27 protein-coding genes are annotated in these 26,034 nt (G+C 52.9%); 15 read left to right on the forward strand and 12 right to left on the reverse strand.

Annotation, left to right across the window (positions count from 1 at the left end):
• Positions 1 to 175 precede the first annotated feature (175 nt).
• The 4 genes from ACN0VM_RS07250 to ACN0VM_RS07265 all read left to right on the forward strand — a co-directional run bounded on the left by ACN0VM_RS07250 (position 176) and on the right by ACN0VM_RS07265 (position 3,763).
• Positions 176 to 1,003: a flagellin gene (locus ACN0VM_RS07250; RefSeq protein WP_417450197.1), complete on the forward strand. Its 828-nt coding sequence runs from the start codon at positions 176 to 178 to the stop codon at positions 1,001 to 1,003.
• A gap of 98 nt (positions 1,004 to 1,101) precedes the next feature.
• Entirely contained in the window at positions 1,102 to 1,518 is a 417-nt protein-coding gene (locus tag ACN0VM_RS07255; RefSeq protein ID WP_417450198.1) for a flagellar protein FlaG, read from the forward strand.
• Positions 1,519 to 1,740: 222 nt separating this feature from the next.
• Positions 1,741 to 2,586, forward strand: coding sequence for an AAA family ATPase (locus tag ACN0VM_RS07260; protein ID WP_417450199.1), 846 nt, complete (start codon positions 1,741 to 1,743; stop codon positions 2,584 to 2,586).
• Between the two features lie 7 nt (positions 2,587 to 2,593).
• A complete protein-coding gene (locus tag ACN0VM_RS07265; protein ID WP_417450200.1) occupies positions 2,594 to 3,763 on the forward strand; it encodes a vWA domain-containing protein in 1,170 nt (389 codons plus the stop codon).
• A 55-nt stretch (positions 3,764 to 3,818) separates the two neighbouring features.
• Here ACN0VM_RS07265 and ACN0VM_RS07270 read toward each other — a convergent pair whose 3' ends face one another.
• Positions 3,819 to 4,304 carry an energy transducer TonB gene (locus tag ACN0VM_RS07270; protein WP_417450201.1) on the reverse strand — a complete coding sequence of 162 codons (486 nt, stop codon included), beginning with the start codon at positions 4,302 to 4,304 and terminating at the stop codon, positions 3,819 to 3,821.
• Positions 4,305 to 4,638: 334 nt separating this feature from the next.
• Between ACN0VM_RS07270 and ACN0VM_RS07275 the strand changes: the two genes are divergently transcribed.
• Entirely contained in the window at positions 4,639 to 6,117 is a 1,479-nt protein-coding gene (locus ACN0VM_RS07275) for an alkaline phosphatase (protein ID WP_417450202.1), read from the forward strand.
• A gap of 73 nt (positions 6,118 to 6,190) precedes the next feature.
• Here the strand turns inward: ACN0VM_RS07275 and ACN0VM_RS07280 are convergent, their stop codons facing one another.
• The 3 genes from ACN0VM_RS07280 to ACN0VM_RS07290 all read right to left on the reverse strand — a co-directional run bounded on the left by ACN0VM_RS07280 (position 6,191) and on the right by ACN0VM_RS07290 (position 7,704).
• The gene (locus ACN0VM_RS07280) at positions 6,191 to 6,688 is read right to left on the reverse strand and encodes a hypothetical protein (RefSeq protein WP_417450203.1); all 498 of its coding nucleotides are present in this window, start codon (positions 6,686 to 6,688) and stop codon (positions 6,191 to 6,193) included.
• On the reverse strand, positions 6,681 to 7,232 hold the full coding sequence (locus tag ACN0VM_RS07285) for a response regulator (RefSeq protein WP_417450204.1): 552 nt from the start codon (positions 7,230 to 7,232) through the stop codon (positions 6,681 to 6,683). Before ACN0VM_RS07285 ends, ACN0VM_RS07280 begins: the two co-directional genes overlap by 8 nt.
• A gap of 88 nt (positions 7,233 to 7,320) precedes the next feature.
• Positions 7,321 to 7,704, reverse strand: a complete 384-nt coding sequence (locus ACN0VM_RS07290; RefSeq protein WP_417450205.1) for an Hpt domain-containing protein — start codon at positions 7,702 to 7,704, stop codon at positions 7,321 to 7,323.
• A 432-nt stretch (positions 7,705 to 8,136) separates the two neighbouring features.
• Here ACN0VM_RS07290 and ACN0VM_RS07295 point away from each other — a divergent pair, with 432 nt between their 5' ends.
• Genes ACN0VM_RS07295 through ACN0VM_RS07310 form a run of 4 tightly spaced genes read left to right on the forward strand, consistent with a single transcriptional unit; the run spans position 8,137 to position 14,021 of the window.
• The gene (locus tag ACN0VM_RS07295; RefSeq protein WP_417450206.1) at positions 8,137 to 10,959 is read left to right on the forward strand and encodes a hypothetical protein; all 2,823 of its coding nucleotides are present in this window, start codon (positions 8,137 to 8,139) and stop codon (positions 10,957 to 10,959) included.
• Positions 10,960 to 11,019: 60 nt separating this feature from the next.
• A complete protein-coding gene (locus tag ACN0VM_RS07300; protein ID WP_417450207.1) occupies positions 11,020 to 12,090 on the forward strand; it encodes a TRAP transporter substrate-binding protein in 1,071 nt (356 codons plus the stop codon).
• 3 nt (positions 12,091 to 12,093) lie between these two features.
• Positions 12,094 to 12,657: a TRAP transporter small permease subunit gene (locus ACN0VM_RS07305; protein WP_417450208.1), complete on the forward strand. Its 564-nt coding sequence runs from the start codon at positions 12,094 to 12,096 to the stop codon at positions 12,655 to 12,657.
• Positions 12,657 to 14,021, forward strand: a complete 1,365-nt coding sequence (locus tag ACN0VM_RS07310; protein ID WP_417450209.1) for a TRAP transporter large permease — start codon at positions 12,657 to 12,659, stop codon at positions 14,019 to 14,021. Before ACN0VM_RS07305 ends, ACN0VM_RS07310 begins: the two co-directional genes overlap by 1 nt.
• Positions 14,022 to 14,052: 31 nt before the next feature.
• Here the strand turns inward: ACN0VM_RS07310 and ACN0VM_RS07315 are convergent, their stop codons facing one another.
• Positions 14,053 to 15,180, reverse strand: coding sequence for a DUF2336 domain-containing protein (locus tag ACN0VM_RS07315; RefSeq protein ID WP_417450210.1), 1,128 nt, complete (start codon positions 15,178 to 15,180; stop codon positions 14,053 to 14,055).
• Positions 15,181 to 15,446: 266 nt separating this feature from the next.
• On the opposite strand from ACN0VM_RS07315, the gene ACN0VM_RS07320 reads away from it, so the two are divergent.
• From ACN0VM_RS07320 to ACN0VM_RS07330, 3 genes are all read left to right on the forward strand, one after another.
• Positions 15,447 to 17,030 (forward strand): alanine/glycine:cation symporter family protein, encoded by a 1,584-nt coding sequence (locus ACN0VM_RS07320; protein ID WP_417450211.1) that lies wholly within the window; start codon positions 15,447 to 15,449, stop codon positions 17,028 to 17,030.
• Between the two features lie 89 nt (positions 17,031 to 17,119).
• The gene (locus ACN0VM_RS07325; RefSeq protein ID WP_417450212.1) at positions 17,120 to 17,542 is read left to right on the forward strand and encodes a c-type cytochrome; all 423 of its coding nucleotides are present in this window, start codon (positions 17,120 to 17,122) and stop codon (positions 17,540 to 17,542) included.
• A gap of 30 nt (positions 17,543 to 17,572) precedes the next feature.
• The gene (locus ACN0VM_RS07330) at positions 17,573 to 18,205 is read left to right on the forward strand and encodes an MlaC/ttg2D family ABC transporter substrate-binding protein (RefSeq protein WP_417450213.1); all 633 of its coding nucleotides are present in this window, start codon (positions 17,573 to 17,575) and stop codon (positions 18,203 to 18,205) included.
• A 6-nt stretch (positions 18,206 to 18,211) separates the two neighbouring features.
• On the opposite strand, the gene ACN0VM_RS07335 is transcribed toward ACN0VM_RS07330, so the two are convergent.
• Positions 18,212 to 18,769: a glycine cleavage system protein R gene (locus ACN0VM_RS07335; RefSeq protein WP_417450295.1), complete on the reverse strand. Its 558-nt coding sequence runs from the start codon at positions 18,767 to 18,769 to the stop codon at positions 18,212 to 18,214.
• Between the two features lie 114 nt (positions 18,770 to 18,883).
• Here ACN0VM_RS07335 and ACN0VM_RS07340 point away from each other — a divergent pair, with 114 nt between their 5' ends.
• Positions 18,884 to 19,105 carry a DUF4170 domain-containing protein gene (locus tag ACN0VM_RS07340; RefSeq protein ID WP_417450214.1) on the forward strand — a complete coding sequence of 74 codons (222 nt, stop codon included), beginning with the start codon at positions 18,884 to 18,886 and terminating at the stop codon, positions 19,103 to 19,105.
• 106 nt (positions 19,106 to 19,211) lie between these two features.
• Here ACN0VM_RS07340 and ACN0VM_RS07345 read toward each other — a convergent pair whose 3' ends face one another.
• Together ACN0VM_RS07345 and ACN0VM_RS07350 are read right to left on the reverse strand one after the other, a co-directional pair.
• Positions 19,212 to 19,400 carry a hypothetical protein gene (locus ACN0VM_RS07345; protein ID WP_417450215.1) on the reverse strand — a complete coding sequence of 63 codons (189 nt, stop codon included), beginning with the start codon at positions 19,398 to 19,400 and terminating at the stop codon, positions 19,212 to 19,214.
• Positions 19,401 to 19,543: 143 nt separating this feature from the next.
• Positions 19,544 to 21,394, reverse strand: coding sequence for a DUF885 domain-containing protein (locus ACN0VM_RS07350; protein WP_417450216.1), 1,851 nt, complete (start codon positions 21,392 to 21,394; stop codon positions 19,544 to 19,546).
• Positions 21,395 to 21,580: 186 nt separating this feature from the next.
• On the opposite strand from ACN0VM_RS07350, the gene hspQ reads away from it, so the two are divergent.
• Positions 21,581 to 21,925, forward strand: a complete 345-nt coding sequence (gene hspQ, locus ACN0VM_RS07355) for a heat shock protein HspQ (protein WP_417450217.1) — start codon at positions 21,581 to 21,583, stop codon at positions 21,923 to 21,925.
• Between the two features lie 155 nt (positions 21,926 to 22,080).
• Positions 22,081 to 23,079 (forward strand): calcium-binding protein, encoded by a 999-nt coding sequence (locus ACN0VM_RS07360; RefSeq protein ID WP_417450218.1) that lies wholly within the window; start codon positions 22,081 to 22,083, stop codon positions 23,077 to 23,079.
• Positions 23,080 to 23,131: 52 nt separating this feature from the next.
• Here the strand turns inward: ACN0VM_RS07360 and ACN0VM_RS07365 are convergent, their stop codons facing one another.
• The 4 genes from ACN0VM_RS07365 to ACN0VM_RS07380 form a co-directional block, all read right to left on the reverse strand.
• Entirely contained in the window at positions 23,132 to 23,242 is a 111-nt protein-coding gene (locus ACN0VM_RS07365) for an aa3-type cytochrome c oxidase subunit IV (RefSeq protein WP_417450219.1), read from the reverse strand.
• A gap of 113 nt (positions 23,243 to 23,355) precedes the next feature.
• Entirely contained in the window at positions 23,356 to 24,339 is a 984-nt protein-coding gene (locus tag ACN0VM_RS07370; protein WP_417450220.1) for a threonine ammonia-lyase, read from the reverse strand.
• Entirely contained in the window at positions 24,336 to 24,608 is a 273-nt protein-coding gene (locus ACN0VM_RS07375) for a hypothetical protein (protein WP_417450221.1), read from the reverse strand. The genes ACN0VM_RS07370 and ACN0VM_RS07375 overlap by 4 nt, the downstream gene beginning before the upstream one ends.
• A 39-nt stretch (positions 24,609 to 24,647) precedes the next feature.
• Complete coding sequence (locus ACN0VM_RS07380; protein WP_417450222.1) at positions 24,648 to 25,973, reverse strand: aspartate aminotransferase family protein; 1,326 nt, start codon at positions 25,971 to 25,973, stop codon at positions 24,648 to 24,650.
• Positions 25,974 to 26,034: the final 61 nt, after the last annotated feature.

A 26,034-nucleotide genomic window follows, 5' to 3' on the forward strand; every position in this document is an offset into this window, starting at 1 on the left:
GCCGGGCATTTCGCCCATTCCCATTCGCCCCCAGATTAATTTTAATGATAAATATCAATGCGTTACCTAACACCGCCCTATTTTGAAACATGGCCTATTAATTGCATGTAGGCATGCGGGACAAAAGGTCCCGTGGGCAAAATGCCCTATAAAAACTCCAAAAAGGAGAAGCAAAATGGCTTTTTCAGTAAACACCAATGCGGGCGCCTTTGCGGCCCTGCAAAACTTGAATAAAACAAGTAACTCTCTCCAGACTGTTCAGAGCCGGATTAATACCGGTGAGAAGGTCTCCTCAGCAAAAGATGATGCCGCTACATTCGCGATTGCGCAAAAACTGCGCGGTGACGTATCTGGTCTGAACGCTGTTAAGTCCTCACTTGACCGCGCGACGTCCACCATCGACGTTGCTATCGCGGCCGGTGAAGCCGTTTCTGATTTGCTTGTTGAGTTGAAAGAAAAGGCTGTGGCTGCGAAAGACTCCGGTCTCGACACCGCAAGCCGGGCTTCACTCAACAACGACTTCACCCAGCTTCGTTCGCAGATCACCTCGATCGTGCAAAACGCTGAATTCAACGGCACCAACGTTGTGAATGCAGGCGGTTCGTCGGTTGTTGCAATCACGAACGACACCGGTTCGAATGTGATCTCGATCTCGGCGCAGGATCTGTCGGTAAGCGGCACAAGCGTTACGCTGACATCCACACAGTCCATCGGTACAGCAACTGCGGCTGGTTCGGTTGTGACAGCAATTGAATCCTCGATCGCTAACGTGAACGATGCCCTGTCTGCTCTTGGTTCCGGTGCAAAACGGATCGAACTGCAGCGCGGTTTTGTTGACAAGCTGTCTGACTCGATTGAAGTCGGTATCGGTAACCTCGTTGACGCTGACCTGGCCAAAGAGTCTGCGGCCTTGCAATCTCTGCAAGTGAAGCAGCAATTGGGCCTTCAGGCTCTGTCGATCGCCAACCAGGCGCCTTCGACAGTACTTGGACTCTTCCGTTAAGTAGGTCTGTGGGTGAGCCTGCTGGCTCACCCACCCTCTTCGGAGAGCAGCTAAGACGATGAAAAGTGACACATTAATGTTTCACTCGGAGTGGACCGATGACTGAGATTGGAAATACAAGCGGCAGTGCCCAGGTCTCCGACCTGCGTCCCGCACGCGAGAGTAGTTCCGGGTCAGCCGGAGCCCAACGCTTTTCATCCTCTGTCTCATCAGAGAAAAGCGGATTGGACTCCGCCATGATCTCGGACCAGAAAACAGGCTATGCAGAGGAAATACCTGCTAATTCGCCACTTGAAAAAGCGGCACAGGCACTCGAGAAGTTTATTCCCGAAGATGAAGCTCTGCCAAATACCCGGTTGAGAATTGACCGTGACGACGAAACCGGCCGTTTCGTCTACTTGAATATCGATAATGAATCAGGCGAAGTTATCAAACAGTTTCCGCCCGAAAGCATACTCGAATTCCTGTCCTATTACCGCGAGGTAGCAGGGCTGACCGTAGATGATAAAGCCTAGTTTGGCGCTAAAGCTTCACTAGCGCAGCGCCAAACACTGCGCCTATGTTTTGCACCACCTGCATCTGCCTTCCTTTCCTGGGAAGTGGGGCGGGTTTTTTGTGTTTTCCATCCTGACCAGACGATAAAATTAACGCTGGACAATATAGTCCGTCGCGCTAGCTATCAACATACATAAACCCAAAGATAAATATGCCCGCCCTGAAGTTGGGAGACTTTAATTATGAAATTTGCCGGCACCAAAAACTATGTCGCCACAGATGACCTTAAGGTCGCAGTCAATGCTGCTGCAACACTGCGGCGGCCTCTTCTTATTAAAGGGGAGCCAGGCACAGGAAAAACCGTTCTGGCGCAAGAGGTCGCTGATTCCTTCGGCATGGAGTTGATTGAATGGCATATCAAATCAACGACCAAGGCACAGCAAGGGCTCTATGAGTATGATGCCGTTTCCCGCCTTCGTGACAGCCAGCTAGGCGATGAAAAAGTCAAGGATATCAAGAACTACATCAAGCGTGGTAAACTGTGGGAAGCCTTCACCAGTGACAAGACTCCGGTACTGCTTATCGATGAGATCGACAAAGCAGACATAGAATTCCCGAACGATCTGCTGCTTGAGCTCGACCGTATGGAATTTCACGTCTACGAAACAGGCGAGACGATCAAGGCGAAGAACCGCCCCATTGTGATCATTACATCGAATAATGAAAAAGAGTTGCCGGACGCTTTCCTGCGCCGCTGCTTCTTCCACTTCATCAAGTTTCCTGAAAAGGAAACGATGAAGGAAATCATCGCAGTCCACTACCCCGATATCCAGCAGTTGCTGGTGCGCGAAGCCCTTAATATCTTCTTCGACATGCGCGAAGTCCCGGGCCTGAAAAAAAAGCCGTCCACCAGCGAGCTATTGGATTGGCTCAAACTGCTGATGGCCGAAGACCTGCCGCTGGATGTGCTGAAATCCAAGGACCCAAGCAAACTTATTCCGCCACTGCATGGCGCCCTGCTGAAGAACGAGCAGGACGTTCATCTCTTTGAACGCCTTGCCTTTATGAGCAGGCGCCAGTCGGGTTAAAAATACAATGCTGACCAATTTTTTCTACGACCTCAAAGACGGTGGTGTTCCTGTCAGCATCAAGGAATATTTAATGCTGATGGAAGCGATGCAGGCTGGCTGTGCCAGCTTCAGCGTGGACGATTTCTATTTTCTTTCACGATCCGCCTTCGTGAAGGACGAAAAAAACCTCGACAAATTTGACCGTATTTTCGGCAAAGCTTTTCAGGGAATTGAATTCATCGGCGAGGAAGACGTCGAGATACCTGAAGAATGGTTGCGCAAAATGGCCGAGCTTTACCTGAGCAAGGAGGAAATGGAGGAGATAGAGGCCCTTGGTTCTTGGGAAGAGATAATGGACACACTAAAAAAGCGCCTTGAGGAGCAAAAAGAACGACATCAAGGTGGAAATAAGTGGATCGGCACGGCGGGGCGAAGTCCTTTTGGCGCCTACGGCTACAACCCGGAAGGCGTTCGGATCGGGCAAAAAGAAGGGCGCCACGGCCGTGCTATCAAGGTATGGGATAAACGAGAATTCAAAAACCTCGATGACACCATTGAACTGGGGACGCGAAACATAAAGGTCGCGCTAAGAAAATTGCGCCAGTTTGCTCGTCAGGGCGAAGCAACCGAACTCGACCTGGACGGCACTATCAAGGCAACCGCGCATAACGGCTTTCTTGACCTCAAAATGGTGCCGGAACGCCATAATGCGGTAAAAATACTGCTTTTCCTTGATGTCGGGGGGTCGATGGATCCGCACATCAAGGTATGCGAGGAACTGTTTTCAGCCGCCCGCAGCGAATTCAAGCATCTGGAATTCTTCTATTTCCACAACTGTCTTTATGAAAAAGTCTGGAAAGACAACGCACGACGCCACAACGATACCACCAGTACCATGGACGTTTTGCACACTTTCCCGCATGATTATAAAGTCATATTCATAGGTGACGCATCGATGAGCCCCTATGAAATCAGCTATCCAGGCGGTTCGGTTGAACACTGGAACGAGGAACCTGGAGAGGTTTGGATGAAACGCATGACCGATATCTACCAAAAGGCGGTCTGGCTAAATCCTATACCCGATACTCACTGGGAATATTCGCACTCAATACAGATTATGAAAACCCTCATGGAAGACAGAATGTACCCGCTCACCCTCGCGGGACTTGAGGATGCTATTAAGGCGCTTAGATAAAAAGGGAGCCAAACGAGCGGCTCCCTTCTCTGACTTCACTGTATGCTGGTGGGCGTTAATCCGCCTCAAGGATACGGATACTGGCGCTCATTGGGCCACGCGCACTCGCGATCTCGCGGCTTGATACCAAGCCCTGACGCTTGAGTTTGACCTCATCCGATGCCGAATTGGCAATAGCGTAATTCAACGACAGCGCAAAACTCAGCTTCTCAGCGCGGTAATCTGCCGGAAGTGCCGGGAAATCAACTTTTTTGAGCAACCGCTTGGCGGCAGCATTGATCGATGCCCTGTCGGCACGCATCACGTTCTCTGTTGCAACCACATCGCCATCGCGATTGACGGTTACACGTATGCTCGTAAAACCTTCCTCGCCGCGGCGCAATGCAATGGCCGGATATACCATTACGTCATCCACCGATACACCTGCCGATTTCGCCCAAGCGCGCAATCCATCATCTTGCCCTGCACTGGCAGGGGCAATGAAAGAGGCCACACCAAGTGTTGCAACCATAGCTACTGATTTGAAAAAACCTTTTTTCATGAGACTCTCCTCGCTTTTGTCGTCTGTCGTTCATTTTTTTATTTAGCCGCGACTTTTTGCCGCTGACGTTTTCTTATGTGGGGGATAGTCGGACAAATTACACCCCCTGATCGACGAGATGAGGCGAAAATGCGTTTTGCCGATAAACCCTCAAGACAAAAGTTTACAAATTACGCGCGCGAGGCAACTGCGTGCCACCCCAAAGAACGCATAAAAAAAACGCACCTGACGCCAATCCGTCAAATTCACCTTTTAATAAAGACGGAATGTTTGCTACAGCTAGTGCCGTTAGGCGCCCAATACCAACCCGAAACTGCACCGAAAGGGAAGACTGATGACAAGAGGGGTCATTCGCGGCTTCATTCTAGCCGCAACCATGAGCGCCGCCACCATGGCAGCCGACACGCCTGACACGGACATAGGCACGGCAGAAAGCTGGACCAAAGATGGTGAAGCCGCCATCGCTGAGCGTCTGGCCTACAAAATCAACCGCAAACGCGCTAAAAACGTCATCCTGTTTGTCGGTGACGGCATGGGCATTTCCACTTTGACGGCTGGTCGTATTCTTGAAGGGCAACTTCGCGGCGAAAGTGGCGAGGAGAACTACCTGAGCTTCGAGAAGTTTCCGCATACCGCACTGGTAAAAACCTATAATGTTGACTCACAGGTTGCGGACTCAGCCGGCACGGCATCGGCCCTGAATACTGGCACCAAAACCCGCATCGGGGTGATCAACACACCGCCCACGCAGATGCAGCATGAATGCACGGCTGACACGGAAACTGCGGTTACGCCGCTCGCTTACTATGCTGAAAAAGTGGGCATGAGCACCGGTATTGTATCGACAGCACGGCTAACTCACGCCACCCCGGCTGCTGTTTTTGCCCATTCACCCTCGCGCAATTGGGAGAACGATAGTGAAGTGCCGGCTGAAGCAAAAGCTGCAGGTTGCCGTGATATCGCACAACAGATTCTCGACCCTATGATGGGCGACGGCCTTGAGGTTGCCCTGGGCGGCGGTCGTCGCAATTTTCTGCCAAATGGCAAAGGCAAACGGCAGGATGGCCGCGACATTACCGCAGAATGGGTTGCGTCGACAAAAAGCGCGGCCTACGTCGAAACATCAGACGAGCTCAAAGCAGTTGACCTGAGCAAAACGTCAAAACTGCTTGGTCTTTTTGACGACTCCCACATGCAGTTTTCCGCCGGCCATGGTGCCGAGCAACCAGACCTTGCGGTCATGACCGAAACTGCCATCAACATGTTAAGCCGTAACGATGAAGGGTATTACCTGATGGTTGAGGGCGGCCGCATCGACCACGGTCACCATGCAGGCAGCGCGTATAACGCGCTCAATGACACCGTTGCACTTTCAGCTGCTGTTCGGAAAGCTGTTGAGATGGTGAACCTGGAAGAGACACTCATTCTGGTTACAGCTGACCACAGCCATGTCTTCACGATGGCAGGATACGCCAAACGCGGGAACCCGATCTTTGGTCTCGTTGTTGAAGCACATAAAGAAACACCGGCACTTGGCGGTGACGGCAAGCCTTACACCACGCTCGGCTACCAAAACGGTCCGGGAGCTGTACCGGGCGAAAGGCCAACGCTGACACACGAGGAAGTGCTTGAGCCTACGTTCCTGCAACAGGCCCTTATGCCCCGTGGGTCAGAAACCCATGGTGGCGAAGACGTCGGCCTGTTCGGTATCGGCCCACGCTCCTACCTTGTTCGTGGCACCATGGAACAGAATGTTATCTTCCATATCATGGATCATGCATTGGACCTGAGGGAGCGAGCCGGAGCCAAGTAGCCCTCCGGCTAACACAGAAAATAAGGGGCCGAAAGGCCCCTTAACTGTTTGCAGCACCCACACCCCAAAACTGTCAGGTAGTATACTTAGTGATCGCGTTATTCAGGGTTTCTGTCAGCTTTTCGCCTATTTCCCCACCATTCCCACTCACCCTGCCGCGGATCACCGCACGCATGGCATCGAGGTGAGACTTGATTAGCTCGACCTGATTGTCGTTTATATCATCCCGCTGGTAAGTAAAACCGTATAGTGAGTCAGCGAAAACCGTGATGAGCGGATAACCGAAGGTTCCGCCCTGCCCTTTCATGTCGTGGGCAATTCGGTGTATTTCCTCAAAACAATCACGGCGTTTCTCTGGTGTATCCACGCAGCGTCCATGCTGCTCCTGCAACTTCACAATAAGACCTGAAACCCAGTCGGGATAATCCTCGGACATTTTTGTAAGCGCCTTTTCAGCCGCTTCAAGGGCTTCCGGAGAAATACCAACCTGCCCCGGCGCCAGCCCGGCAGTTTTCTCCTTCAGCCGGTTTTTAAACCGATAAAATCGCACGATGACTGGCTTTTTATCCACGGATAATCTCCACGCCTTCACTTTTATCAGTCAGTATCCGCCGTTCAGGTCCTTCGAACTCCTGTTTGCGGCGCCTCCTGTCCGGGCCAAAAAAGTCTTTGGTGTGCACGAACTGCCGCGGTCGTTCGATGATCGAGATCAACTTCTCGCCGATGTTTTTAATTGTAAAGGGCTTGGCCAGCATGTCGGTAACCCCCATCTCCCGCGCCTGAAGTACCCGTTCCGGTTCAGTATAGGAGGTGATCAGCACAAAAGGCACAAAGCGGTCAGGGCTGTCTTTATGCCGGCGTACCCAGCGGAGAAACATCATCCCGTCAATAGGATGCATGTCCCAATTGGAAATGATGATATCAATCTGCTGTACACCGACCCGCATTGGCTCGGTTTTAACCCGCTGCAAAAAGTGAATGGCGTCGCCACCGTGCTCTACGGCAAAAACGTTACCGACCCCAAGTACCTTGAGCGAATTGACAAGCAAAGAGCGGATAAACGGACTGTCTTCCGCCAACAAAACATTGACCCGGTCAAAATCATAATCGGTCATATAGTCGCCTTATTTTCCCGCCCCGATGCACATACAGCCATCAATTCGCCCTATGCCTCCTGCCGCTATACTTTTGTAACGCTTGTTTTTATTCGTGGTCAATCATTTCAGCGTCGCGGATCGCTTTTATTCGAGCGGTTATGGCTATGTTAAGTTGTTGCAGGCATTCGCGAAGCTGGCTCAACCGTGCCTCCCTGCCCTCGGCGTCCGCAGCTTCGGAAGCATTGTGTTCCGCCCGTTCTGCTTCCCGCGCCAGTGACCAAGCACCGATGCCTCGTGCAGCGCCTTTAAGCTTGTGTGCAGCAGGTTTCCAATTTCCCGGCCCTGCACTTTCAAGAACAGCCAGATAGCCAGGCGCATTTGCCTGAAATATCTGCAGGACCTCCACCTCAAGATCCTCGTCCCCTCCGGTAAAACCACTCAAGTGCAAAGGGTCAAGGGTGCCCTCATGATCACGTTCAGAAAGCTGCATCACCGTTTCTTGTTCCTGATTTTTCTGCACACAACATCCCGGCCCTCGGGCGTCAGTTTACAAATCAGCCAGTCTGGCTTTATGGGGTTTCGCTGCCATGACTCACACCACCCGTGCGCCAGACATGACTGGATGGTTTGCTCATTCATCCGGCGCCCGTCCCTGTCAAACAGGGGAAGCTTGCCGCCCGGCTCTTTCAAGCCACGCTCCAGATACCGTCGCTGTGCGGCGCTTGGCTGCTTAACTCCTTTGGTCGCCGTCCTGGCCATATCATCCCCTTTAGCGGCAGAAAGCTTCCCTCCCACCCAATGATGCCATAAGTTGGTTACAGAATACCAGCCGCGATGAGAAAAGCTAGGTTGCGGGCATTGACGGATGCTGTGTAATCATAAACTGTATTGAGAAGCATGTACGAGGAAGTTGAGGGCTATAATGTCGAAGGCGGAAATGAATTTCCCTGAAACAGAAGACAACGCTGAAGCAGGCGCGCCCGAGGCTGGAAAAGCCTCAGAAGAGGCAGAAAACAAAGCCGTAGCTGCTCGTAATACCCGACGCATGCTACCCTTTATACTGGCCTCTGTCGCGACGCTATCCTGGCTTGGTGCCGCGGCCTATTATGTTTTAACCACCGATGCCCTCACCGAACTGACCGCAAGCAATATAGCGCTATCGAGCTTTGTCGGCGGACTTACCACACCGGTTGCGATATTCTGGTTAATCTCGCTGGCTTTCCAGCGGACCGACCCTCTGCTGGAGCGACGGCTGGCCATGGCGCAAAGCCTTCACAAAGCGGTTTCTCCGGTTGAAGTGGCAGAGCAGCGGCTCGGTCAGTTGAACAAATCCCTAACCAAAGAACTCCAGAACATCGAAGCTGTGGCCGATCTCGCAGGTAACCGTATCGACAACTTGGAAAAGAGGTTCCAGGAGCAAATCAGCAATCTGTTTTCGGCCACTGCAGACACAGAAGCGCGCACATCTTCGATCCGGGACATCCTGGAACGGGAGCGCTCATCCATGTCTGGCCTAACCAGCGAACTGGAGGACAGGTTCAACTCACTGGAAGCCACGGTGGAGAGTATTGCAACCCGGCTTGCCGGCGCGGGTGAACATGCCGCCAGCACAGCTGACACCGCGAAAGGTAAAATAGACACCAGCCTTGATGCTCTGGCCGGCGCAACCGAATCTATGGAAGCCCGGCTCGGCAAGGCCAGCCATCATGTCGGCCTGAAGGCAAGTGAAGTTCAGGACATGGTGGTTGATGTCGAACTCAGACTGCAATCTGTAACCGATAATGTACTGTCGGGCATGGACCGTTTCCGCCACGACGTACAGGGCCTCGAAGGCCGTTCAGCGGAACTTTCCGAGCACATGAAGACACAGGCGACCGTGCTGGGCGAATTGGCGCAACTGGCCGCTCAGGAATCTGCAAAAATTGAAGAAACGCTCAGAAGCCACGTTGGGGAGGTCAGAGCCACTGCGACTGAGGCTCTTGAACGCACCAATGAGGTTTCAGGCTTATTCTCCGAGCGAGCCAAAGCGATGTCGGCGCAAGTTATTGAGACGGTAGACAAAGCCAAGGATCTGCTGGAAGAAGCCGGGCAATCCCTTGAGGCGCACTGCGCCTCTGCCTTATCAACCAGCGAACACGTCAACAAGCGCACACTCGAGACCACGGAAGCCACCGGCAAAGCCGTGCTGGAGCAGGCGGAGCATGTGGATAAAGTCCTGGAAGAAGGCCTTGAACGCGCACGCAATGCGCTTAATGAAACAATGGCGGCCATCAGCGGGCACAGCGACGAGGCCGTCAATAAGGCTGAACATGCCGCAGAACGCACACTGCAACATATCCGCCAACTGCGCGCCGGCGTGGAGGAGCAGATGGAAGAACTCGCCCGCGCCGGCGAAACCAGTACCCACACCTTGACCGAGAATGCAGAAAATCTCACCAAAAAAGCGGGCGAGTTGACAGATGACATGAGCGCACATGCGGCAACCCTTGAGCAAACGGCAACAAGCGCCAATCGAGAACTGACAAATGTGCAACAGCAGATGAGCACGCAAAGTGATGTTCTTGCTGGTGTCCTGAACGAAACCCGGATGAAGCTGGCGCGCCTTGAAGAAGACCTGACCACGCAACGTGACGCGCTCAATAGTGCTTCCAATGACGCCGCTGACCGTGTCATCGAAGCCGCTGAACGCTTCCGCGAACATAGCCGGGCGCTGCAAAGCACCGCCACACTGACACATGAAGACCTGTCACAAAAATCCGACCATTTGGTAAGCACCATGGACGAGATACGCGCCAAAGGCCACGACGCCGGTAGTGACCTTATGGGAATGGCGGATGTGTTGACAGAGCGCTCAACCGCCATGCGAGAGGAAATCAACGAATCTCGCGAGGCCTTGGGCAATGCGGCAGATGCGTTCGCCGGGGAACGGGATCGCATCAGCACCGAGACCGAGGGGGTCATCAAAAAGCTAAACGAGGCATCCGATTCCATGAGCAAGGAAGTCGAGAATTTCTCACTGGGTTCCATGGAAGCAGCAACAAGGCTGGATGCTGCCAGCCAGTCATTAATGGACCAAACGGAACGTGTTCAAGGCGACATGAAGCGCGCAGTTAACGAGACCCGGACCGAGCTTGCTGGCAGTATGGATGAAATCTCGGACCGGGCTGCAGAACGGATCACTTTCTTGCGGGAAGAAATGCAGGCCGCCCTCGCACGGGTATTGAGCGAATATCAGGAAACGGCGGATCAGGCCGAGAAAGAAAGCGCTTTACTGGCGATGCGCATTGGCACGGAAGCGGAAAAAGTAGCCCAACGTGCGTCCCAGTTCATTGACAAGACAGCTGAGATAGAGAAACGCATCGCGGCTGCCACCAAAAATGATTTTGCCCGCACGTCACAATTGCTTATGGAAAGCCTGCAGTCGACCTCCATCGACATCAATAAAGCTCTATCCCATGATTTGCCCGATGACGTATGGGAGGCCTACCTCTCGGGCGACCGGTCCGTATTCATGCGGCGGACGATCAAAACCGCCGACAGGAAAACCCGGAAAGCCATCGCTGACAAATTTCAGACCGATAGCGAATTCAGGGAAGCCGTCACCCGGTACTGTCGGGATTTTGAGGGCATGATGGAACGCGCAATGATGGGGGACCGCGGCAGTGCGCTGTCGGTGACCCTTGTGTCTTCGGATATGGGCAAGTTATATATTCTTTTGGGTCAGGCATTGAAGAAATTCAGCTAACAGCATGATTTAGCAAGCCTTGGGGAAAGGCTTGTCGTTCAGTTGTGCAAGGGGGAAGCCATGCGATCGTTTGGAGTTGCCACACTGGCGGCGTTCTGTTTGCTTGCGGGGTGTTCTTCGCCGCCACAGAGTGACGACAACGCCACCCGCGAGACCACCACCCCTGTCAATTGGCGGATGACCAGCACATACCCCTCAACACTCATTCAGCTGGGTACGATGGGGAAACGGCTGGAGACAGAGGTCAGCAAGATATCTGCGGGCTCTGTGAACCTGAAGTTTTACGAGCCCGGCGTTCTCGCGCCGCCTTTTGAGACATTTGATGCCGTCAGCTACGGTGCGGTCGAGGCCGGCTGGTCAACGCCCGGTTACTGGGCGGGGAAAGATCCGGCCCTGCAACTGTTCTCCAGCATACCTTTCGGCCCTTCTGCGCCAGAGTATCTGGCATGGTTCGATTACGGCGGCGGTCGGGAGCTTTTCGAAGAAATTTACCACAAACACAATATCCACAGCATCATCTGTGGCATGACGCCACCGGAGGCCTCCGGCTGGTTTAAAAAACAGATCAACTCGGTGGAAGACCTGAAGGGACTAAAAATACGGTTCTTCGGACTGGGCGCCAAGGTGCTTGAAAAGGTTGGTTCGGCGCCGCAACTTATCGCAGGCGGTGAAATATATCAGGCCCTTGAACTCGGCACCATCGATGCGACAGAATATGCCATGCCTGCTGTCGACCTGCGCATGGGGTTCCATGAGGTCGCCAAACATTATTATTTTCCAGGCTGGCATCAGCAATCCACTTTTTTTGAACTCATGATCAATCTTGATGCGTGGAATAGCCTGAGCAGCACCCAAAAGGTTCAAGTGGAAGCAGCCTGTTCAGCGAATGTACGGTACGGCATCTCTGAGGGCGAAGCCCTGCAGGCAGACGCCATGATAGCCTTGGAAGAAAGAGGCGTGCAGATCCATACTTGGTCTCCGGAAATTCTGGCTGAGTTAAACACTGCGTGGCGTTCCGTTGCCGCAAAGCTTGTCGAACAAGACCCCGAATTCGCGCGCGTATGGGCATCGCTGCAAGACTTCCGTGAAAAATATAAAGCCTGGGCCGATCGCGGCTATTTGAGGGATTAGAGAATGCGCAGGCTTCTGATGGTTGCTCGGCGACTTGAGCGCCTGACCACCTTCGTTGGACGACTTGGTGCATGGGCTATCATCATGTTGATGCTCGTGATCATCACCGACGTAACCCTGCGACGCTGGTTTGTCATCGGCTCAACAAAGCTTCAGGAACTTGAATGGCACCTGCATGGGGCCCTGTTTCTGCTGTGTCTTGGCTGGGCCTATAGTCGCAACGCTCATGTCCGTATCGAATTGCTGAGTGAGCGCTTCTCCGCCCGCACCCGCGCATGGCTGGAATTGACTGGCTGCCTGCTTTTCCTGCTGCCCTATGTTGTCGCTATTCTTTCATTCGGGGTAGATTACGTCGCATACAGCGTCGCTTATAACGAAGCATCCGCATCACCGACAGGCCTGCCAAACCGCTGGATCATCAAGGCATTTATCCCGCTTGGTTTTGCCATGCTCGGCTTGGCGGCCCTCAGCCGCGTGCTAAATGCCATCGTTTTCCTGTTCGGCACCACGGAAGATGCAGCCCGTAGCACCTTCGCCCGTTCCCACGCGCCGGAGGCACAGAGCTGATGGATACACTTGTTGAACTGTTGCCAATCTTGATGTTTATGGTACTCACACCGCTTCTTTTTTCCGGCTACCCGGTTGCCTTTGTGCTGGGCGGCGTTGGTCTGGCTTTCTGGCTGTTGGCCGTGGGATTGGGCATCGAAAATCCCGATAGTTTTTTTCTGGTGGTAAGCAGAATATTCGGCGGCGTTGTCAGTAAGCTGGTGCTGGTCGCCATCCCCATGTTCATTTTCATGGGCACCATGCTGGAACGCAGCGGTGTAGCGAAGGAGCTTCTCTATACACTGCAACTCATGACACGGCGCATCCCGGGCGGATTGGCTCTATCCGTTACGGTGCTCGGGGTCATTCTTGCTGCCACAACAGGCATTATCGGTGCCAGTGTCGTCATGATGACATTGCTGGCGCTGCCGGTCATGCTTGATCGCGGTTACGATAAGGCGCTCGCGACCGGGACCATCGCAGCAAGCGGTACCCTCGGTATCTTATTGCCTCCGTCCATTATGCTGGTGGTTATGGCTGACCTGCTGTCCACATCCGCTGGCGGATTGTTCCTCGCGGCCATTGGCCCGAGTTTGTTGCTCGCACTTTTATATATGCTCTATATTTTCAGCCGCACAGCCCTGAACCCGAAGCTTGCGCCGCCGCTTGGTCCCGTGGCCAAAGCTGATGACCTAAGTGTTCTACGTGTTGTCCGGAGCTTCATTCCACCGTTGCTGCTCATTATCGCCGTGCTGGGATCGATATTTGGCGGCATCGCAACCCCTACCGAAGCCAGCGGCGTTGGTGCCCTTGGCGCCATCGTGCTCGCGGCAATCAATCGGAAACTGACCTTCAAGACCCTGCAAGACGTGGTGGAAAGTTCTGCGCTAACGACGACGATGCTTTTTGGGCTTTTCGTTGGCGCTACCGCATTTTCTTATGTGTTTGCCTTGCTGGGGGGCCATCATCTGATTCTGGAATTAATGGCATCGACCGGCATCTCGCCCTGGGCTGTTCTGGCGGTATTGATGTTGGCTGTGTTTGTGCTCGGATTCTTCTTTGACTGGATTGAAATCACCCTCATTATCCTGCCGGTCTTTGCCCCGATTATTGCAAAACTGGATTTTGGCAGCCACCTGAGCGACCCAGCCATGACGACGACATGGTTTGCAATCCTTATGGCAGTCAACCTGCAAACAAGCTTTCTAACGCCACCCTTCGGCTTCGCACTCTTTTACATGAAAGGCGTTGCTCCAGCTGGCGTAAAATTAACAGATATATATCGGGGCGTTATCCCTTTTGTGATCTTGCAGATTATCGGCTTGATCGTGCTTTTGATCTGGCCGGAACTCGCCTTATGGCTGCCCCGGTTTAGCGCTCAGTAGCCTCGCGCCTTCGTGCAAGCAGGTCTGGCGCCTATGCCGCGCTTGACCCCTCAGTGTCCACCCGTTGCAGTTTGCCGATCAGATAATCGAGATTTTCAGTATCCACATCGTTTTCAACGGCTGTCAGCACGCGTTCAATCATCAATTGCCGGATAAGCGCACGGTCGTCGCCACCTGTTTCCAGCATTTCATCGGCGACTTCCAGTGCCGCCCGCGCCATAGGTAAAAACTGTACCGGCATATCCGCCGCTTCAAACAAACGCCTCAGCCCGAGGTCACCCTTGTCATGGACAAGCTTGTATGCATTGACGACAGGAATGCCGACCCGTTTGGCAAGCGCGACTTCAAAAAATGTCGTATCTCCCATGCACAGGGCCCGCAACATAAGTGTCGACGTTAAGCGGTTGTTCTCAAAAAGCTGGTCGACAAGCTCTTGTACTGTGGTTGACGCCTGACCGGGTTCAAGAAGCGACACCGTCGCTTTTTCGCGGGTTTCAAGCAACAAGTCCGCCGCCATGCCCGGAGAGATTTCGTTGTGCGTCATAATGTGTTCGCGCAACTGCTCTGAAACCAGTGTCACGAGACGTTCGGCCACCCCTATTGGCAATTCCCCACGTTGCGCCATTGGCGTTTTAACCGCTTCACTGTCGGAGAATTTATCCAGCACCTTGTCAAAGGTACTTTCTTTGATTTTCGCCCCTTTATTGCTCACAAGAGTAGCTACAACGCCTTCGTCTCCAGTATCCGCAAGTATATCAGCAAGATCTTCCGAGACTTCCTGCCGTCCTGCCACAGCTTTCTGAACATTGCTATCGCGGGTGCGAACGATGTCGATCAAGTCTTTATCCGTCAACACCGATGAAAATTCGATTACCGGGATCGCGACCTCATCAACATCCTGTGCAAGCGAGGTGGCGACATCATAGGGTACATCCGGGTTATCCTTGAGGCTTTCTGATAGCGCCTGACGTACACGCACTGCCGCATCCTTCAGCATGACGCGGAAAATATCTTCCGCGATCTTGCGTTCACTCTCCGTGAGTTCCGCAGCGCCAAATGTTCCGGCAACCTTCGCGGCTGCTTCCGCGCGGTTTTCCACATTTGGATCCTGAAGTAATTTAGCGACATCAGCGCTTGAAAGCTTGTTGGCGTCAGACAAATCCATCTTCCCTTAAATCACATGTCCCTTTGGGCACGCTATGTCAAACAGGTTAATCGCCCGTTAAAAAACAACAACAAGGCTGCCCAAAACCTCCGAAAGTCTCGTATTCCATATAACGCGAGCATCTTTCCGTTGAGCCAGACACCGGAAGCGGCTAGCATGCGGATCAATTTAACCGGACAAAGACATTGTCCCAAGAATAAATGACGACTTGGCAGGAATTTCCTGCCCAATCAATGACAACAGAGTGTTGGGGAGCAACAATGAAACGCCTTTTGGCTTCAATCATCCTGATAATTACCGGTACCGGTGCGGCTTTCGCGCAAGGGGCCCAGCAAACATTTGCAGAATCGGTCAATGAATTCATGGCGCCGATTAGCGAAGTGATCTCAGATATTATCTTTTTCGCGCTACCAATGGACTGGCTGGTGGCCGGCGCCCCTGGCATCCCGTTCATCGCACTTTGGCTCGTAGGTGGGGCGATCTTCTTCACCTTTTACATGGGCTTTCCCAACATCAGGGGGTTCAAACAGTCAATCCGTATCGTCAAAGGTACCTACGACAACCCGAACGACCCCGGTGAGGTAACCCACTTTCAAGCCTTGACCGCTGCAGTCTCCGGCACAGTCGGGCTCGGGAACATTGCAGGTGTGGCCATCGCAGTGTCTATCGGTGGACCGGGGGCTACTTTCTGGATGATTCTCGCTGGTTTCTTCGGCATGACCAGTAAATTCGTGGAATGTACGCTTGGCGTCAAATACCGCGAAATCGATGAAAATGGCGTCGTCACCGGCGGCCCTATGCTTTATCTTTCCAAAGGCCTTGCCCAGCACGGTCTGCCCAATCTCGGTAAAATCCTGGCAATTGCCGCCGCTGTAATCTGCATCGGCGGTGCCTACGGTGCGGGCGCCATGTTCCAGGTGAACCAGTCTTCCACTCAGTTCACCAACGAACTTGTTGCCTTGACCGGCGGCGCTGAAAGCTTTTTCTTCGGTCGCCCCTGGCTCTTTGGCATTCTGTTCGCTGGCGTTGTCGGCCTCGTGATCATCGGTGGCATTCGGCAGATCACGCATGTGACGGAATTTCTGGTGCCGATCATGGCCACCATCTATATCTCTGCATCTCTCGTTGTTATCTTCAGCCACTTCACCGAAATTCCGGCCGCCTTCGGGCAGATTTTTGCCGGGGCCTTTACTGGTGAAGGCGTACAGGGCGGGATTATCGGCGTATTGATCCAAGGCTTGCGCAGGGCCAGCTTTTCAAACGAGGCTGGTCTGGGCTCCGCCGCGATCGCGCACTCCGCAGCCAAGACAAAAGAGCCGGTAGCAGAAGGCCTTGTTGCCCTGCTTGAGCCCTTCATCGATACGGTTGTGATCTGCACGATTACTGCCCTTGTGATTATTCTCACCGGGACTTTTGACGCCAATGCCTCTGGTACATCGGCAGGTATTGCGCTGACATCAAAAGCCTTCGGTTCGGTGATAGACTGGTTCCCTTATATCCTGACGGTTGCGGTCGTGCTTTTTGCCTTCTCAACATCGATCACGTGGTTCTATTATGGGCAGCGCTCGTTCCTCTATCTGTTTGGGAACAATGTACCCGCGGACTTTGCGTTCAAACTCTCGTACCTCGGGATTTTGGTTATTGGTTCCGCGATGTCGCTTGGCCCTGTGATGGACATGGCCGATGCTCTTCTGCTCGCGATGGGTTTTCCGAACATTATCGGCCTGATCATTATGCGCAAGGAAGTTAAAAGCATGCTGGAAAATTATCTCAAACGGGTTAAATCCGGGGAGATAAAGCCTTATATTCACGACGAAAGCGAAGGCGGCAAACTGCCACAGTAGCCTTGACCGGCATTAATGTGCCATTCACTATGATTATGCATCATGTGGCGGGGCCTATCCCCGCCACAATTTTGTCAGGAGCAGAAGTTATGAAAGCATTGTTAAAGATAGTGGCCATCGCAGCATTTTGTGGCTCGGCAGGCGCACCAGCCATGGCGGATGACGACCCAAGTTCGACTGCCTTGTCTTCACAAGGTGACGCCGAGAAAGGCAAACGTATTTTCAATCGTTGTAAAGCCTGTCATAATCTGACCGCAGCGAAACGTTCTCGCATGGGGCCTAACCTCGATGCCCTGTTCGGCCGTGATGCGGGAAGCAAAGAAGACTACAAATACTCCAAAGCTCTTGCGGAAGCAGACTTTGTATGGACTGAGGAAAAGCTGAATCAATGGCTTGCGGCTCCCAAGACCTTCCTGCCCGGCAATAAAATGGCATTTGCAGGCTTGCGGAAGGAAGACGACCGCAAGGACCTTATGGCTTACCTGCGAACCGCGACGTTAGAGAACGAATAACTTAGGCATTGAGTCAGCAAGGACCAAACCATGAAACGTCTTATCGCCCTTATAACTTTTTGTCTCATCCTTGCCCAGCCTGCGGCAGCGCAAGACGGTGGAGACCGTGCGGTCGACGACGTACGTGGATCGATGGATTTTGTGCAGAACCTGAGCAAAGAAACGATTGCTGTCTGGAGTGACAGTAAACTTTCGGAAGTGGAGCGATACAACGCGTTTCGGGCCATTTTCGAAGAGGCAACAGATATCGAACTTCTTGCTCAGGGCATGCTGGGTGTGCATTACCGCACCATCACCCCAGAGCAACGCCAAATTTACATGCAAGCCATGGGAGATTATATTATCTCCGAGTTTGATAAACGGATGGAACAGATCGGCTTCAAAGCCCTTGAAGTCATTGGTACCAAACCTGCATCAGGCAAGCAGGGCCACCTATACGTAAAAACCGAGGTCAAACGGGAAGCCGGCGAACCCATTCTTGCCGACTGGCGGGTGCGCAAGAAAAACGGTGAATTTCAGATCGTTAATCTGGAGTTTGAAGGCATCAATCTGCTGATCACAAACAGAGATTTGTTTTCCAGCAAGGTCAAAAACGATGGCTTTGACGGATTGGTGGCTTGGCTGAGGTCTCAAAATCAGGCCCCAGAAGGTTCTGCCCGTTAGCCTTGCTCATTTATCGACATCTGCGGTGTTGGCCAGAATGGTCTCGACGCCGCAGTTCAGGCGCAGACTGCCGGATGTGTTATACAGGGCGGCTTCAAGGGCCGTAAATCGCCCGGTGTCAACATTGATCGCAAACCGGGTGCGGTAGTCATAGCCATCGCCCGCAGGCACCCGCTTGCTACTCATGCGGACAATATTGGCACCATAATCGCCCAGCACCTCACTTATCCGTGCCACAAGGCCTGGCCTGTCACCGCCTGAGATATCGACGACGTGCGTGATTGTAGCGCTTTTCCCACGCGACAGCGAAAACGGAAAAGAGGTTACGGTGATTCTGGCATCGCTCAGCGGCTCCAGACGCCTCAGCCCCTCTGCTATTTCTTCCGCTGATGCACCCGCAGAAAATTCCGCAACACAGGAAAACTCAAAAGCCTCACCAAGAACCGCAAAGGCACTATCGGCAAGGTTTGCTCCTGTTTCAAAGAGATAACCTGTTACAATCGATACTACACCGGTCTGGTCTCGTCCCGTGATTGAGATTAGATATGTGTCGTTTGAAGTCATAGTCACAGAGGTACTCCCAAGAAAAGGGTGGCGTTTTCCCGCAAGTTTGCTAAATAAACGCCTTCGAAGCAATCAGATGTTACAGTTATCACCAATTCAATAGGAATGTATTCCATGGCCGACAAGCAGCTCCTTCATCTTGTCTTTGGTGGTCAGGTTAAAGACCCGCAGTCGCTTGAGTTCAATGATCTCACCAAGGTTGATATTGTTGGCATCTTCGCGACATACGCAGAAGCAGAACAGGCTTGGCGCAGTGTCAGCCAGGCAAATGTCGACGATGCCATGACCAAATATGTGGTTGTGCATCTCCACAAACTGCTTCAACCCGAAGAATAAGAATTCGCCAAACAAAAGCCCCGGAGACCGGTGCGAAGTTCAAGTGTCATAACACTTCCTTCGTCAACCACTTCGGGGCTTCATCTATCTAATAGTTGTTTTAGTGTTAGTGTGCGCTTGCCCGATTGGCAAAATACGCATCAATACTGGCATCGATTGCATCGCCGTCTGTGTCATAAGCTCCCATGCGGCCTGTCATGGCGCGGTGGGCTTCTTCGCGCGTGCGCGGATGAAGGCGATTAAGCTCAAGACTGACAAGACGACGCAATCCTGCGCTGTCAATTGGTTGGTACATATTATTCTTCCATTTTTTAGTTGGTACCGTAATTACTTATCATCGGTTTAAGACATTTTTTTGTCTCATCGGTGACACTAATAAAACAGGCGCCGAAGGAGACTGAACCACCCCGGCGCCTGCATGGACTATTAAATGGGTACTCAGGAAGGCTTTTTCAAGCCCTCAACCCACGCGTTGATATTCTCCTCGAGAATGGACAACGGCACGGCACCGTTTTCCAGCACAACCCGGTGGAAACCTCTCCAGTCAAACTTGTCACCAAGCTCATCCATCGCCATCTGGCGCAGTTCCATGATCTTCAGCTTGCCCACCATATAAGCGGTCGCCTGTCCCGGCATCACGACATACCGTTCAATCGCGGCAATTATATCGCCTTCCGGGTTTGGCGTGTTGTCCTTGAGATACTGAATAGCCTCTTCGCGACTCCACTTTTTGGCATGCAGGCCTGTATCCACAACGAGCCGGCACGCGCGCCACAGCTCCATCGCCAAACGGCCAAAGTCGGAATATGGGTCCTGATAGAAGCCCATATCCTTACCAAGCTCCTCCGAGTAGAGCCCCCAGCCTTCTGTGAAGGCCGTGAAGCGGGCTGTACGCTGGAACAACGGCACACCATCCAGTTCCTGTGTCAGAGCAATTTGGAAATGGTGCCCGGGGATGCCCTCATGGTACACGAGCGCTTCAAGCTGATATGTCGGCATGAAACGGGTATCACGCAGGTTGGCATAGAAGATGCCGGGCCGGGACCCATCAAGCGCCGGGCGCTGGTAAAAGGCTTTACCCGCGGATTCTTCGCGGAATTTCTCAACTGCACGAACATCCAGTGGCGCTTTGGGTGTCAGATCAAAAAACTCAGGCACCTTGGCGCGCATGGCAGTAATATAATCGTTGGCCTGCTTGATATATTCCGCCTTACCCTCTTCAGTGTTGGGCAGGAAGAACTGATCGTCGGTGCGGGTATATTCGAAAAAGTCCTGCAGCGAGCCTTCAAATCCCACTTGCGCCATAATCGACTTCATTTCCTCATGGATACGATTCACGTTATCCAAGCCGACCTGATGAATTTCATCTGCGGTCATGTCGGTGGTCGTATTGTTTTTAAGCGACTGGGCGTAAAACGCGTCACCATCCGGAAATTTCCAGGCACCATCATCAGTTGTCGCCGTTTCCTGCAACTCTTCAAGTTGTGCGATCAACGCTTCGTAACCAGCTTTTGCACCACCGAGAAGAGCCGCTTGCGCGCGTTCGGTCAGACCCGTCTTTTCCTCTTCGGCAATCTCCAGTTTGGCAATTTTTTTCTTGAAATCAGCAAAAAGTACGTTGTCTTCGCCACTCTCGTCAAAAGGTACGCCGCTGATGATATTACGAGAGGACTGGATCACATAAGGGTAGACGAACCTGGGCGCCTGAATGCCCATGTCCGCGCGCGCCTGAAGCTCGTCACCCAGCGCTTTCATCATGCCGTCCATATTTTGCAGCCGGGTAATATATGCTTCTGCATCCTTGACACTATCAATGCGGTGCACGTTCATAAGGTGCGTGGCTGCGCCAGCATGCCAACCAAACATCTGGTTCACTGGATAACCATAGTCACGCCACTTATCATTTGCGATATAGCGCTCAGCGGTTAATTGAAAGATGCGGTAGCTGAGCTGGTCCTTTTCGCTCAAACTCTCGAAATCAAATGTTTTCAGAGTAGCAAGTTGATCCTTGTAAAGTTTCAGCTCTTTATCCTGCGCCGCGTCACTTATATCCGGCCATTCATCGTTACGGCTGCGGTCGCCGAGGCGCTCTGCCCGCAATGGGTTGAGAGCAAGACGGTCCTTCATCGCGGTTTCAAAAAACTGGGCGAGCTTTTCTGTCTGTTGTTCCGCGGCAATCTGTGCTTCTTGCCCGAAAGATTTCTGTTCATTCTCTTTTGTAGTATTTGCAGGCTCACAAGCTGCAAGTGTCAGCAAAAGTGCAATGGATGAAACGGTTTGGCGTAACATAGTCACTCCCTCTTGTATCCTTGGACCCAAATTATTGTCAAAAGACGACATCTTTTATAGCCGGTAATCTTTTGCCAACCAATCTGCGGTAGGATGGCGTCAGCCTGAGATGAAATGCAAGCCCTGTTGACATATGGGCTGAACGCGCCTATCTCACGCCAGAGTCAAGGAGTGCAAAAACACAGCATGCATCGCGAAGCAAACATTGTTAAAACACCTCTGTTCACGATCGGCCAAGTTGTCCGCCATAGATTTTTCCCATTCCGGGGGGTAATTTTTGACGTTGACGCCGAGTTCGCGAACTCGGAAGAATGGTGGGAATCCATCCCGGCAGAGATCCGGCCTGCGAAAGAACAGCCATTTTACCATTTGTTCGCCGAGAATGAAGACACGAGCTATGAGGCGTATGTGTCACAGCAAAATCTGGTTGCCGACGATTCCGATGAACCTGTCAATCATCCTGACGTGATTGAACTGTTTGGTGACCTCAGCCAGGGCCAGTATCAGCTAAAGGCTATCCCCCGGCACTAGCTTCTTCTCACAAAAACCCCGTGGCCTGAAAAAGCAACGTTGCAACGCGGTGTTGTTTATATTCTTTCGTATACACTTAAATATTGCGCCAAAACCGCCTATACTTGCGTTTAGGCTATCTTAGATTGGCGCAGTAATTTGGTTTGGGGGCCACAATGAAACTTTCATCAGCTACACCCATACGGCTTTTCACATCTATTGAACTTTCCGATGGAAATGACACTGTAAACGGCACAGCCGTGAGCGACGAGATCAACGGCCTGAGCGGCAACGACGTCATCGATGGCTTGGCCGGCATAGACATCATTGATGGAGGATCAGGAAACGACACACTGTACGGCGGATCAGACTATGACGCGATAAATGGGGGCGACGGCAATGACTTTATCATCGGCGACCTTTATTTCACCGTTCCTCAGGAAATAGAAGATCATTATTACAACCATCTTTACGTGACCGAGACAGCGCCGGACTCTGCAGACTGGATTCGCGGTGGTGACGGTGATGACACCATCGCTAGCGGCTCATGGACACATGAATATGTTGCATCGGAAGGGCTGGGAAACCCCTATGGCGGGGCGCTGAATTTCAGCGGCGGAACAAGCCTGGCGTGGGCTAACGACAGCGTATGGGGCCAAGGCGGCAACGACCAAATTCATGGCGGCGGCACATTGGGCGGTGGCATTGGCAACGATACCATTACAGCGGTCACGGATGAGCACACGGTCTATGGTGGTGCTGGTGATGATGCGATCTCAAGCGCCTATGGGTCCGGCCTCATCTTTGGTGGTGCGGGGGATGACACAATTGTCGCCGGTTTTGGCGCTGATACCATTTGGGGCGGTGCCGGAGACGACCTGATCTATGGCGATGATAGCGGCGATGATACGGCCATCAACACTTTTAAATTCAAATCCGGACACGGCAATGACACCATCTCGTCCTTCAGCGCCAGCCACGAAGTGATTGACCTCTCCGCCCTTGATAGCCGTATTGATGATTTTGATGCCCTGTTGGCCGCGACGGCTGAGGTCACGCCAACTGTCGGAAGCTCATATGATTATGCTTTCCTCATCACCACAGGTGATGGCGACAGCATCATCATTCAGGGACAGGGAAGTATCAGCCTGAGCGACATAGATTTCATTTTATAAAAAAACGGCGCCGAGAAGCGCCGCTTTTCAACCTGCCCAAGGGCACGTGCTATCAGGCAACAAAGGCCGCAAGCAAAGCAACTACCGCGATGATCGCGATTGTTGCGCGCGTGCCGTGCTTCATGAACCCGTCAAAGGTGCGTTCTTGCTCTTGAATATCCATTTTCATTGGCTCCAATTGTGACGGCCCATATGGCCACAAAAACTATTTTCCGCTCTATAGCGCATCATGGGCTTGCGGCCAAGCCCTTATAGCCATGGTTTAGGCAACTATGCCTAGGCCACGCGCCCGATACAATCGGCTAGCATCTCCGGCTCAATATTACCGCCGGACAGGATGATAACCGAGGTTTTGCCTTTCGTATCAATGCGCCCGCTCATCAATGCCGCCAGTGACGCCGCGCCGCCGGGCTCCGCAACCAGTTTGAGCGTAATCGCTGCATAACGCACAGCGGCCATTGCTTCAGCGTCGCTGATTGTAACGCCTTTGATGTCAAGGCCTTGCAGTATCGGGAATGTCAAGTCACCAGCGCTTGGCGTAAGCAGGGCATCACAGACCGAACGCCCGCCAAAATCAACTTTCTCAATCACCCCACTTTCAAGCGAACGAGTAACGTCATCAAAGTCTTCAGGCTCCACCGCATAACCCTGCATGGCAGGAAAAGCATGCTTGAGCGCAAGGAAGGCGCCAGATGCAAGACCACCGCCGCCGCAATTAATAAAAGCCTGATCGGGCGTAAGGCCCAGCGACTTCAAGTCCTCGGCAATTTCAAGGCCAACAGTGCCCTGACCGGCCATGATATAGGGATCATTATAGGGCGGCACCACCGTGGCACCGCTGTCGCCCACCACGCGTTTCGCAACTGCTTCACGGTCTTCATTATAACGGTCATAAAGCACGACTTCGGCACCATAGGCCCGAGTGTTCGCCAATTTGAGTTTGGGTGCATCATCCGGCATTACTATCGTGGCCTTGATGCCCAACATCTGCGCAGCTTTGGCAACACCCTGCGCATGATTGCCGCTGGAGAAGGCGACAACACCACGCGCTTTTTCCGCCTCGCTCAGTCGTGAGAGCCGGTTAAAGGCACCGCGAAATTTAAAGGCGCCAACCCGCTGGAGGTTCTCAGGTTTGATGAATACCCGCCCACCGGCGGCATCATTCAACGCTGGAAGCTCGAGTAATGGGGTGCGTACCGCATGCCCCTTTATCTGTTCAGCCGCACTCCGGATATCATCCATGTTGATGGCAAAACTCATTGCTCACTCTCCTCGTCCCCATTGTTTTTAGCGCTGTATTTTTTGGCGCGGCGGCGCTGCCACCACCGGCCCAGCCTGACTTCTGCATTGCGCCGGAAGCGCCTGACCGCAGGAAAGTCATGCGAAAGGATCAAAAGCCCGAGGGGGACCATCCAGAAGCCCAGCACCGGCAAAAAGCCCAAAAGCCCACCGAGAATAAAAATGACGCCAACCACAACCCGACCGGTCCGGGAGGCAGGCGTCACTTTCCTGACAGTGTGTCTAACCATGAAACCCTTGATGAACTGGCGGGCTATTCCCCCGCATGCCTAACCAACGTCGCTGATGGTTTTCCGCATGATTTCACCAATCTTGTCAATATCTGATTTGGTCGACACCAAAGGCGGGGCAATCGCAATGTGGTCCCCGCTCATACGAACCTTGAGGCCGTTTTCAAATGCACGTTGGAATATCTGGCCTGACCGGCTTGCCGGCTTGCCGTCTATTTGCGCGAAGGTCAGCGCACTCATGAAACCCAGGTTGCGCACATCCGTTACACTTTCCGCGTCTCCAAGGCTGTGGACCATGTCACCAAAATAGCCTTCGGTCTCCCGGACATGGTCAAACACCCCCTCTTCGGCATAGGCGTTCTGGGTGGCGATCGCTGCGGCCACCGCCAGCGGGTGGGCGGAATAGGTATAACCGTGGAAAAACTCAACCCCGGCTTTCACCTCATCCATATAGGTATCATAGATCGCTTTCCTCACCGCGACGGCCCCCATGGGCACCGAACCATTGTTTACAGCCTTGGCGGTTGTGATGATATCGGGTGTCACGCCAAAGCGCTCCGCAGCGGTCGCATAGCCAAGTCGCCCAAAGGCTGTGATAACCTCATCAAATATAAGCAGAATACCGTGCTTCTCTGTAATTTCCCGCAACCGTTCCAGATAGCCAGCTGGCGGCACAAACACACCAGCCGACCCGGCAACCGGTTCCACAATAACAGCGGCAATAGTACTTGCGTCATGAAGGGAGACAATCTCCTCAAGCGAGTTTGCATAGTCCGCGCCATGCTCTGGCTGGCCTTTTGAGAAACGCATGCTCTCGTCGTACGGAAACGCAAGATGGTCCACGCCCGGCAACTGCGCGCCAAAAAATTTGCGGTTATTGACCATGCCGCCCACGGAAATACCGCCAAAGCCCACACCGTGATAGCCATGAAGCCGGCCAATAAAACGTGTACGTTGTCCCTCGCCGCGCAAACGGTGATAGCCAAGCGCCATTTTAAGCGCGGTATCCACCGATTCCGAGCCAGAATTGGTAAAAAATATATGATCCAGATCACCCGGCATGATGTTTTTGAGCATGTTGGCCAACTCAAAAGCGCCGGGATGGCCAAACTGGAAGGCCGTTGAATAGTCGAGTGTTCCAGCCTGTTCGCGGATTGCCTCCACCACCTTCGGATGGTTATGCCCCAAGGCACAACACCAGAGGCCGGATGAACCGTCAATCACCTCTCGGCCGTCTGTGGTGCGGTAGTAAATACCGTCCGCGCTTTCAAGCATACGCGGATTGGCCTTGAAATCCTTGTTGGAGGTGAATGGCATCCAGTAAGCAGCCATATCGTCATTTATGCGTTTGTTCGTGCCATCCATGAAACACCTATTTTTGCACAAAGGGGTGAAGGGCACGCATGCCCCTCACCGGATTAGATTC

It is taken from the genome of Kordiimonas sp. (genome assembly GCF_048260245.1).
Classification (GTDB): Bacteria; Pseudomonadota; Alphaproteobacteria; order Sphingomonadales; family Kordiimonadaceae; genus Kordiimonas.

Excerpts from the sequence above, each read along its gene's own strand:
- ACN0VM_RS07285 (WP_417450204.1), bottom strand. The coding sequence starts at position 7,232 with ATGACCGATTATGATTTTGACCGGGTCAATGTTTTGTTGGCGGAAGAC.
- hspQ (WP_417450217.1), top strand. The coding sequence starts at position 21,581 with ATGCATCGCGAAGCAAACATTGTTAAAACACCTCTGTTCACGATCGGC.
- ACN0VM_RS07340 (WP_417450214.1), top strand. The coding sequence starts at position 18,884 with ATGGCCGACAAGCAGCTCCTTCATCTTGTCTTTGGTGGTCAGGTTAAA.
- ACN0VM_RS07290 (WP_417450205.1), bottom strand. The coding sequence starts at position 7,704 with ATGCAGCTTTCTGAACGTGATCATGAGGGCACCCTTGACCCTTTGCAC.
- ACN0VM_RS07255 (WP_417450198.1), top strand. The coding sequence starts at position 1,102 with ATGACTGAGATTGGAAATACAAGCGGCAGTGCCCAGGTCTCCGACCTG.
- ACN0VM_RS07300 (WP_417450207.1), top strand. The coding sequence starts at position 11,020 with ATGCGATCGTTTGGAGTTGCCACACTGGCGGCGTTCTGTTTGCTTGCG.
- ACN0VM_RS07305 (WP_417450208.1), top strand. The coding sequence starts at position 12,094 with ATGCGCAGGCTTCTGATGGTTGCTCGGCGACTTGAGCGCCTGACCACC.
- ACN0VM_RS07270 (WP_417450201.1), bottom strand. The coding sequence starts at position 4,304 with ATGAAAAAAGGTTTTTTCAAATCAGTAGCTATGGTTGCAACACTTGGT.
- ACN0VM_RS07330 (WP_417450213.1), top strand. The coding sequence starts at position 17,573 with ATGAAACGTCTTATCGCCCTTATAACTTTTTGTCTCATCCTTGCCCAG.
- ACN0VM_RS07310 (WP_417450209.1), top strand. The coding sequence starts at position 12,657 with ATGGATACACTTGTTGAACTGTTGCCAATCTTGATGTTTATGGTACTC.
- ACN0VM_RS07320 (WP_417450211.1), top strand. The coding sequence starts at position 15,447 with ATGAAACGCCTTTTGGCTTCAATCATCCTGATAATTACCGGTACCGGT.
- ACN0VM_RS07350 (WP_417450216.1), bottom strand. The coding sequence starts at position 21,394 with ATGTTACGCCAAACCGTTTCATCCATTGCACTTTTGCTGACACTTGCA.
- ACN0VM_RS07325 (WP_417450212.1), top strand. The coding sequence starts at position 17,120 with ATGAAAGCATTGTTAAAGATAGTGGCCATCGCAGCATTTTGTGGCTCG.
- ACN0VM_RS07365 (WP_417450219.1), bottom strand. The coding sequence starts at position 23,242 with ATGGATATTCAAGAGCAAGAACGCACCTTTGACGGGTTCATGAAGCAC.
- ACN0VM_RS07260 (WP_417450199.1), top strand. The coding sequence starts at position 1,741 with ATGAAATTTGCCGGCACCAAAAACTATGTCGCCACAGATGACCTTAAG.
- ACN0VM_RS07265 (WP_417450200.1), top strand. The coding sequence starts at position 2,594 with ATGCTGACCAATTTTTTCTACGACCTCAAAGACGGTGGTGTTCCTGTC.
- ACN0VM_RS07370 (WP_417450220.1), bottom strand. The coding sequence starts at position 24,339 with ATGAGTTTTGCCATCAACATGGATGATATCCGGAGTGCGGCTGAACAG.
- ACN0VM_RS07360 (WP_417450218.1), top strand. The coding sequence starts at position 22,081 with ATGAAACTTTCATCAGCTACACCCATACGGCTTTTCACATCTATTGAA.
- ACN0VM_RS07375 (WP_417450221.1), bottom strand. The coding sequence starts at position 24,608 with ATGGTTAGACACACTGTCAGGAAAGTGACGCCTGCCTCCCGGACCGGT.
- ACN0VM_RS07335 (WP_417450295.1), bottom strand. The coding sequence starts at position 18,769 with ATGACTTCAAACGACACATATCTAATCTCAATCACGGGACGAGACCAG.
- ACN0VM_RS07380 (WP_417450222.1), bottom strand. The coding sequence starts at position 25,973 with ATGGATGGCACGAACAAACGCATAAATGACGATATGGCTGCTTACTGG.
- ACN0VM_RS07250 (WP_417450197.1), top strand. The coding sequence starts at position 176 with ATGGCTTTTTCAGTAAACACCAATGCGGGCGCCTTTGCGGCCCTGCAA.
- ACN0VM_RS07345 (WP_417450215.1), bottom strand. The coding sequence starts at position 19,400 with ATGTACCAACCAATTGACAGCGCAGGATTGCGTCGTCTTGTCAGTCTT.
- ACN0VM_RS07295 (WP_417450206.1), top strand. The coding sequence starts at position 8,137 with ATGTCGAAGGCGGAAATGAATTTCCCTGAAACAGAAGACAACGCTGAA.
- ACN0VM_RS07275 (WP_417450202.1), top strand. The coding sequence starts at position 4,639 with ATGACAAGAGGGGTCATTCGCGGCTTCATTCTAGCCGCAACCATGAGC.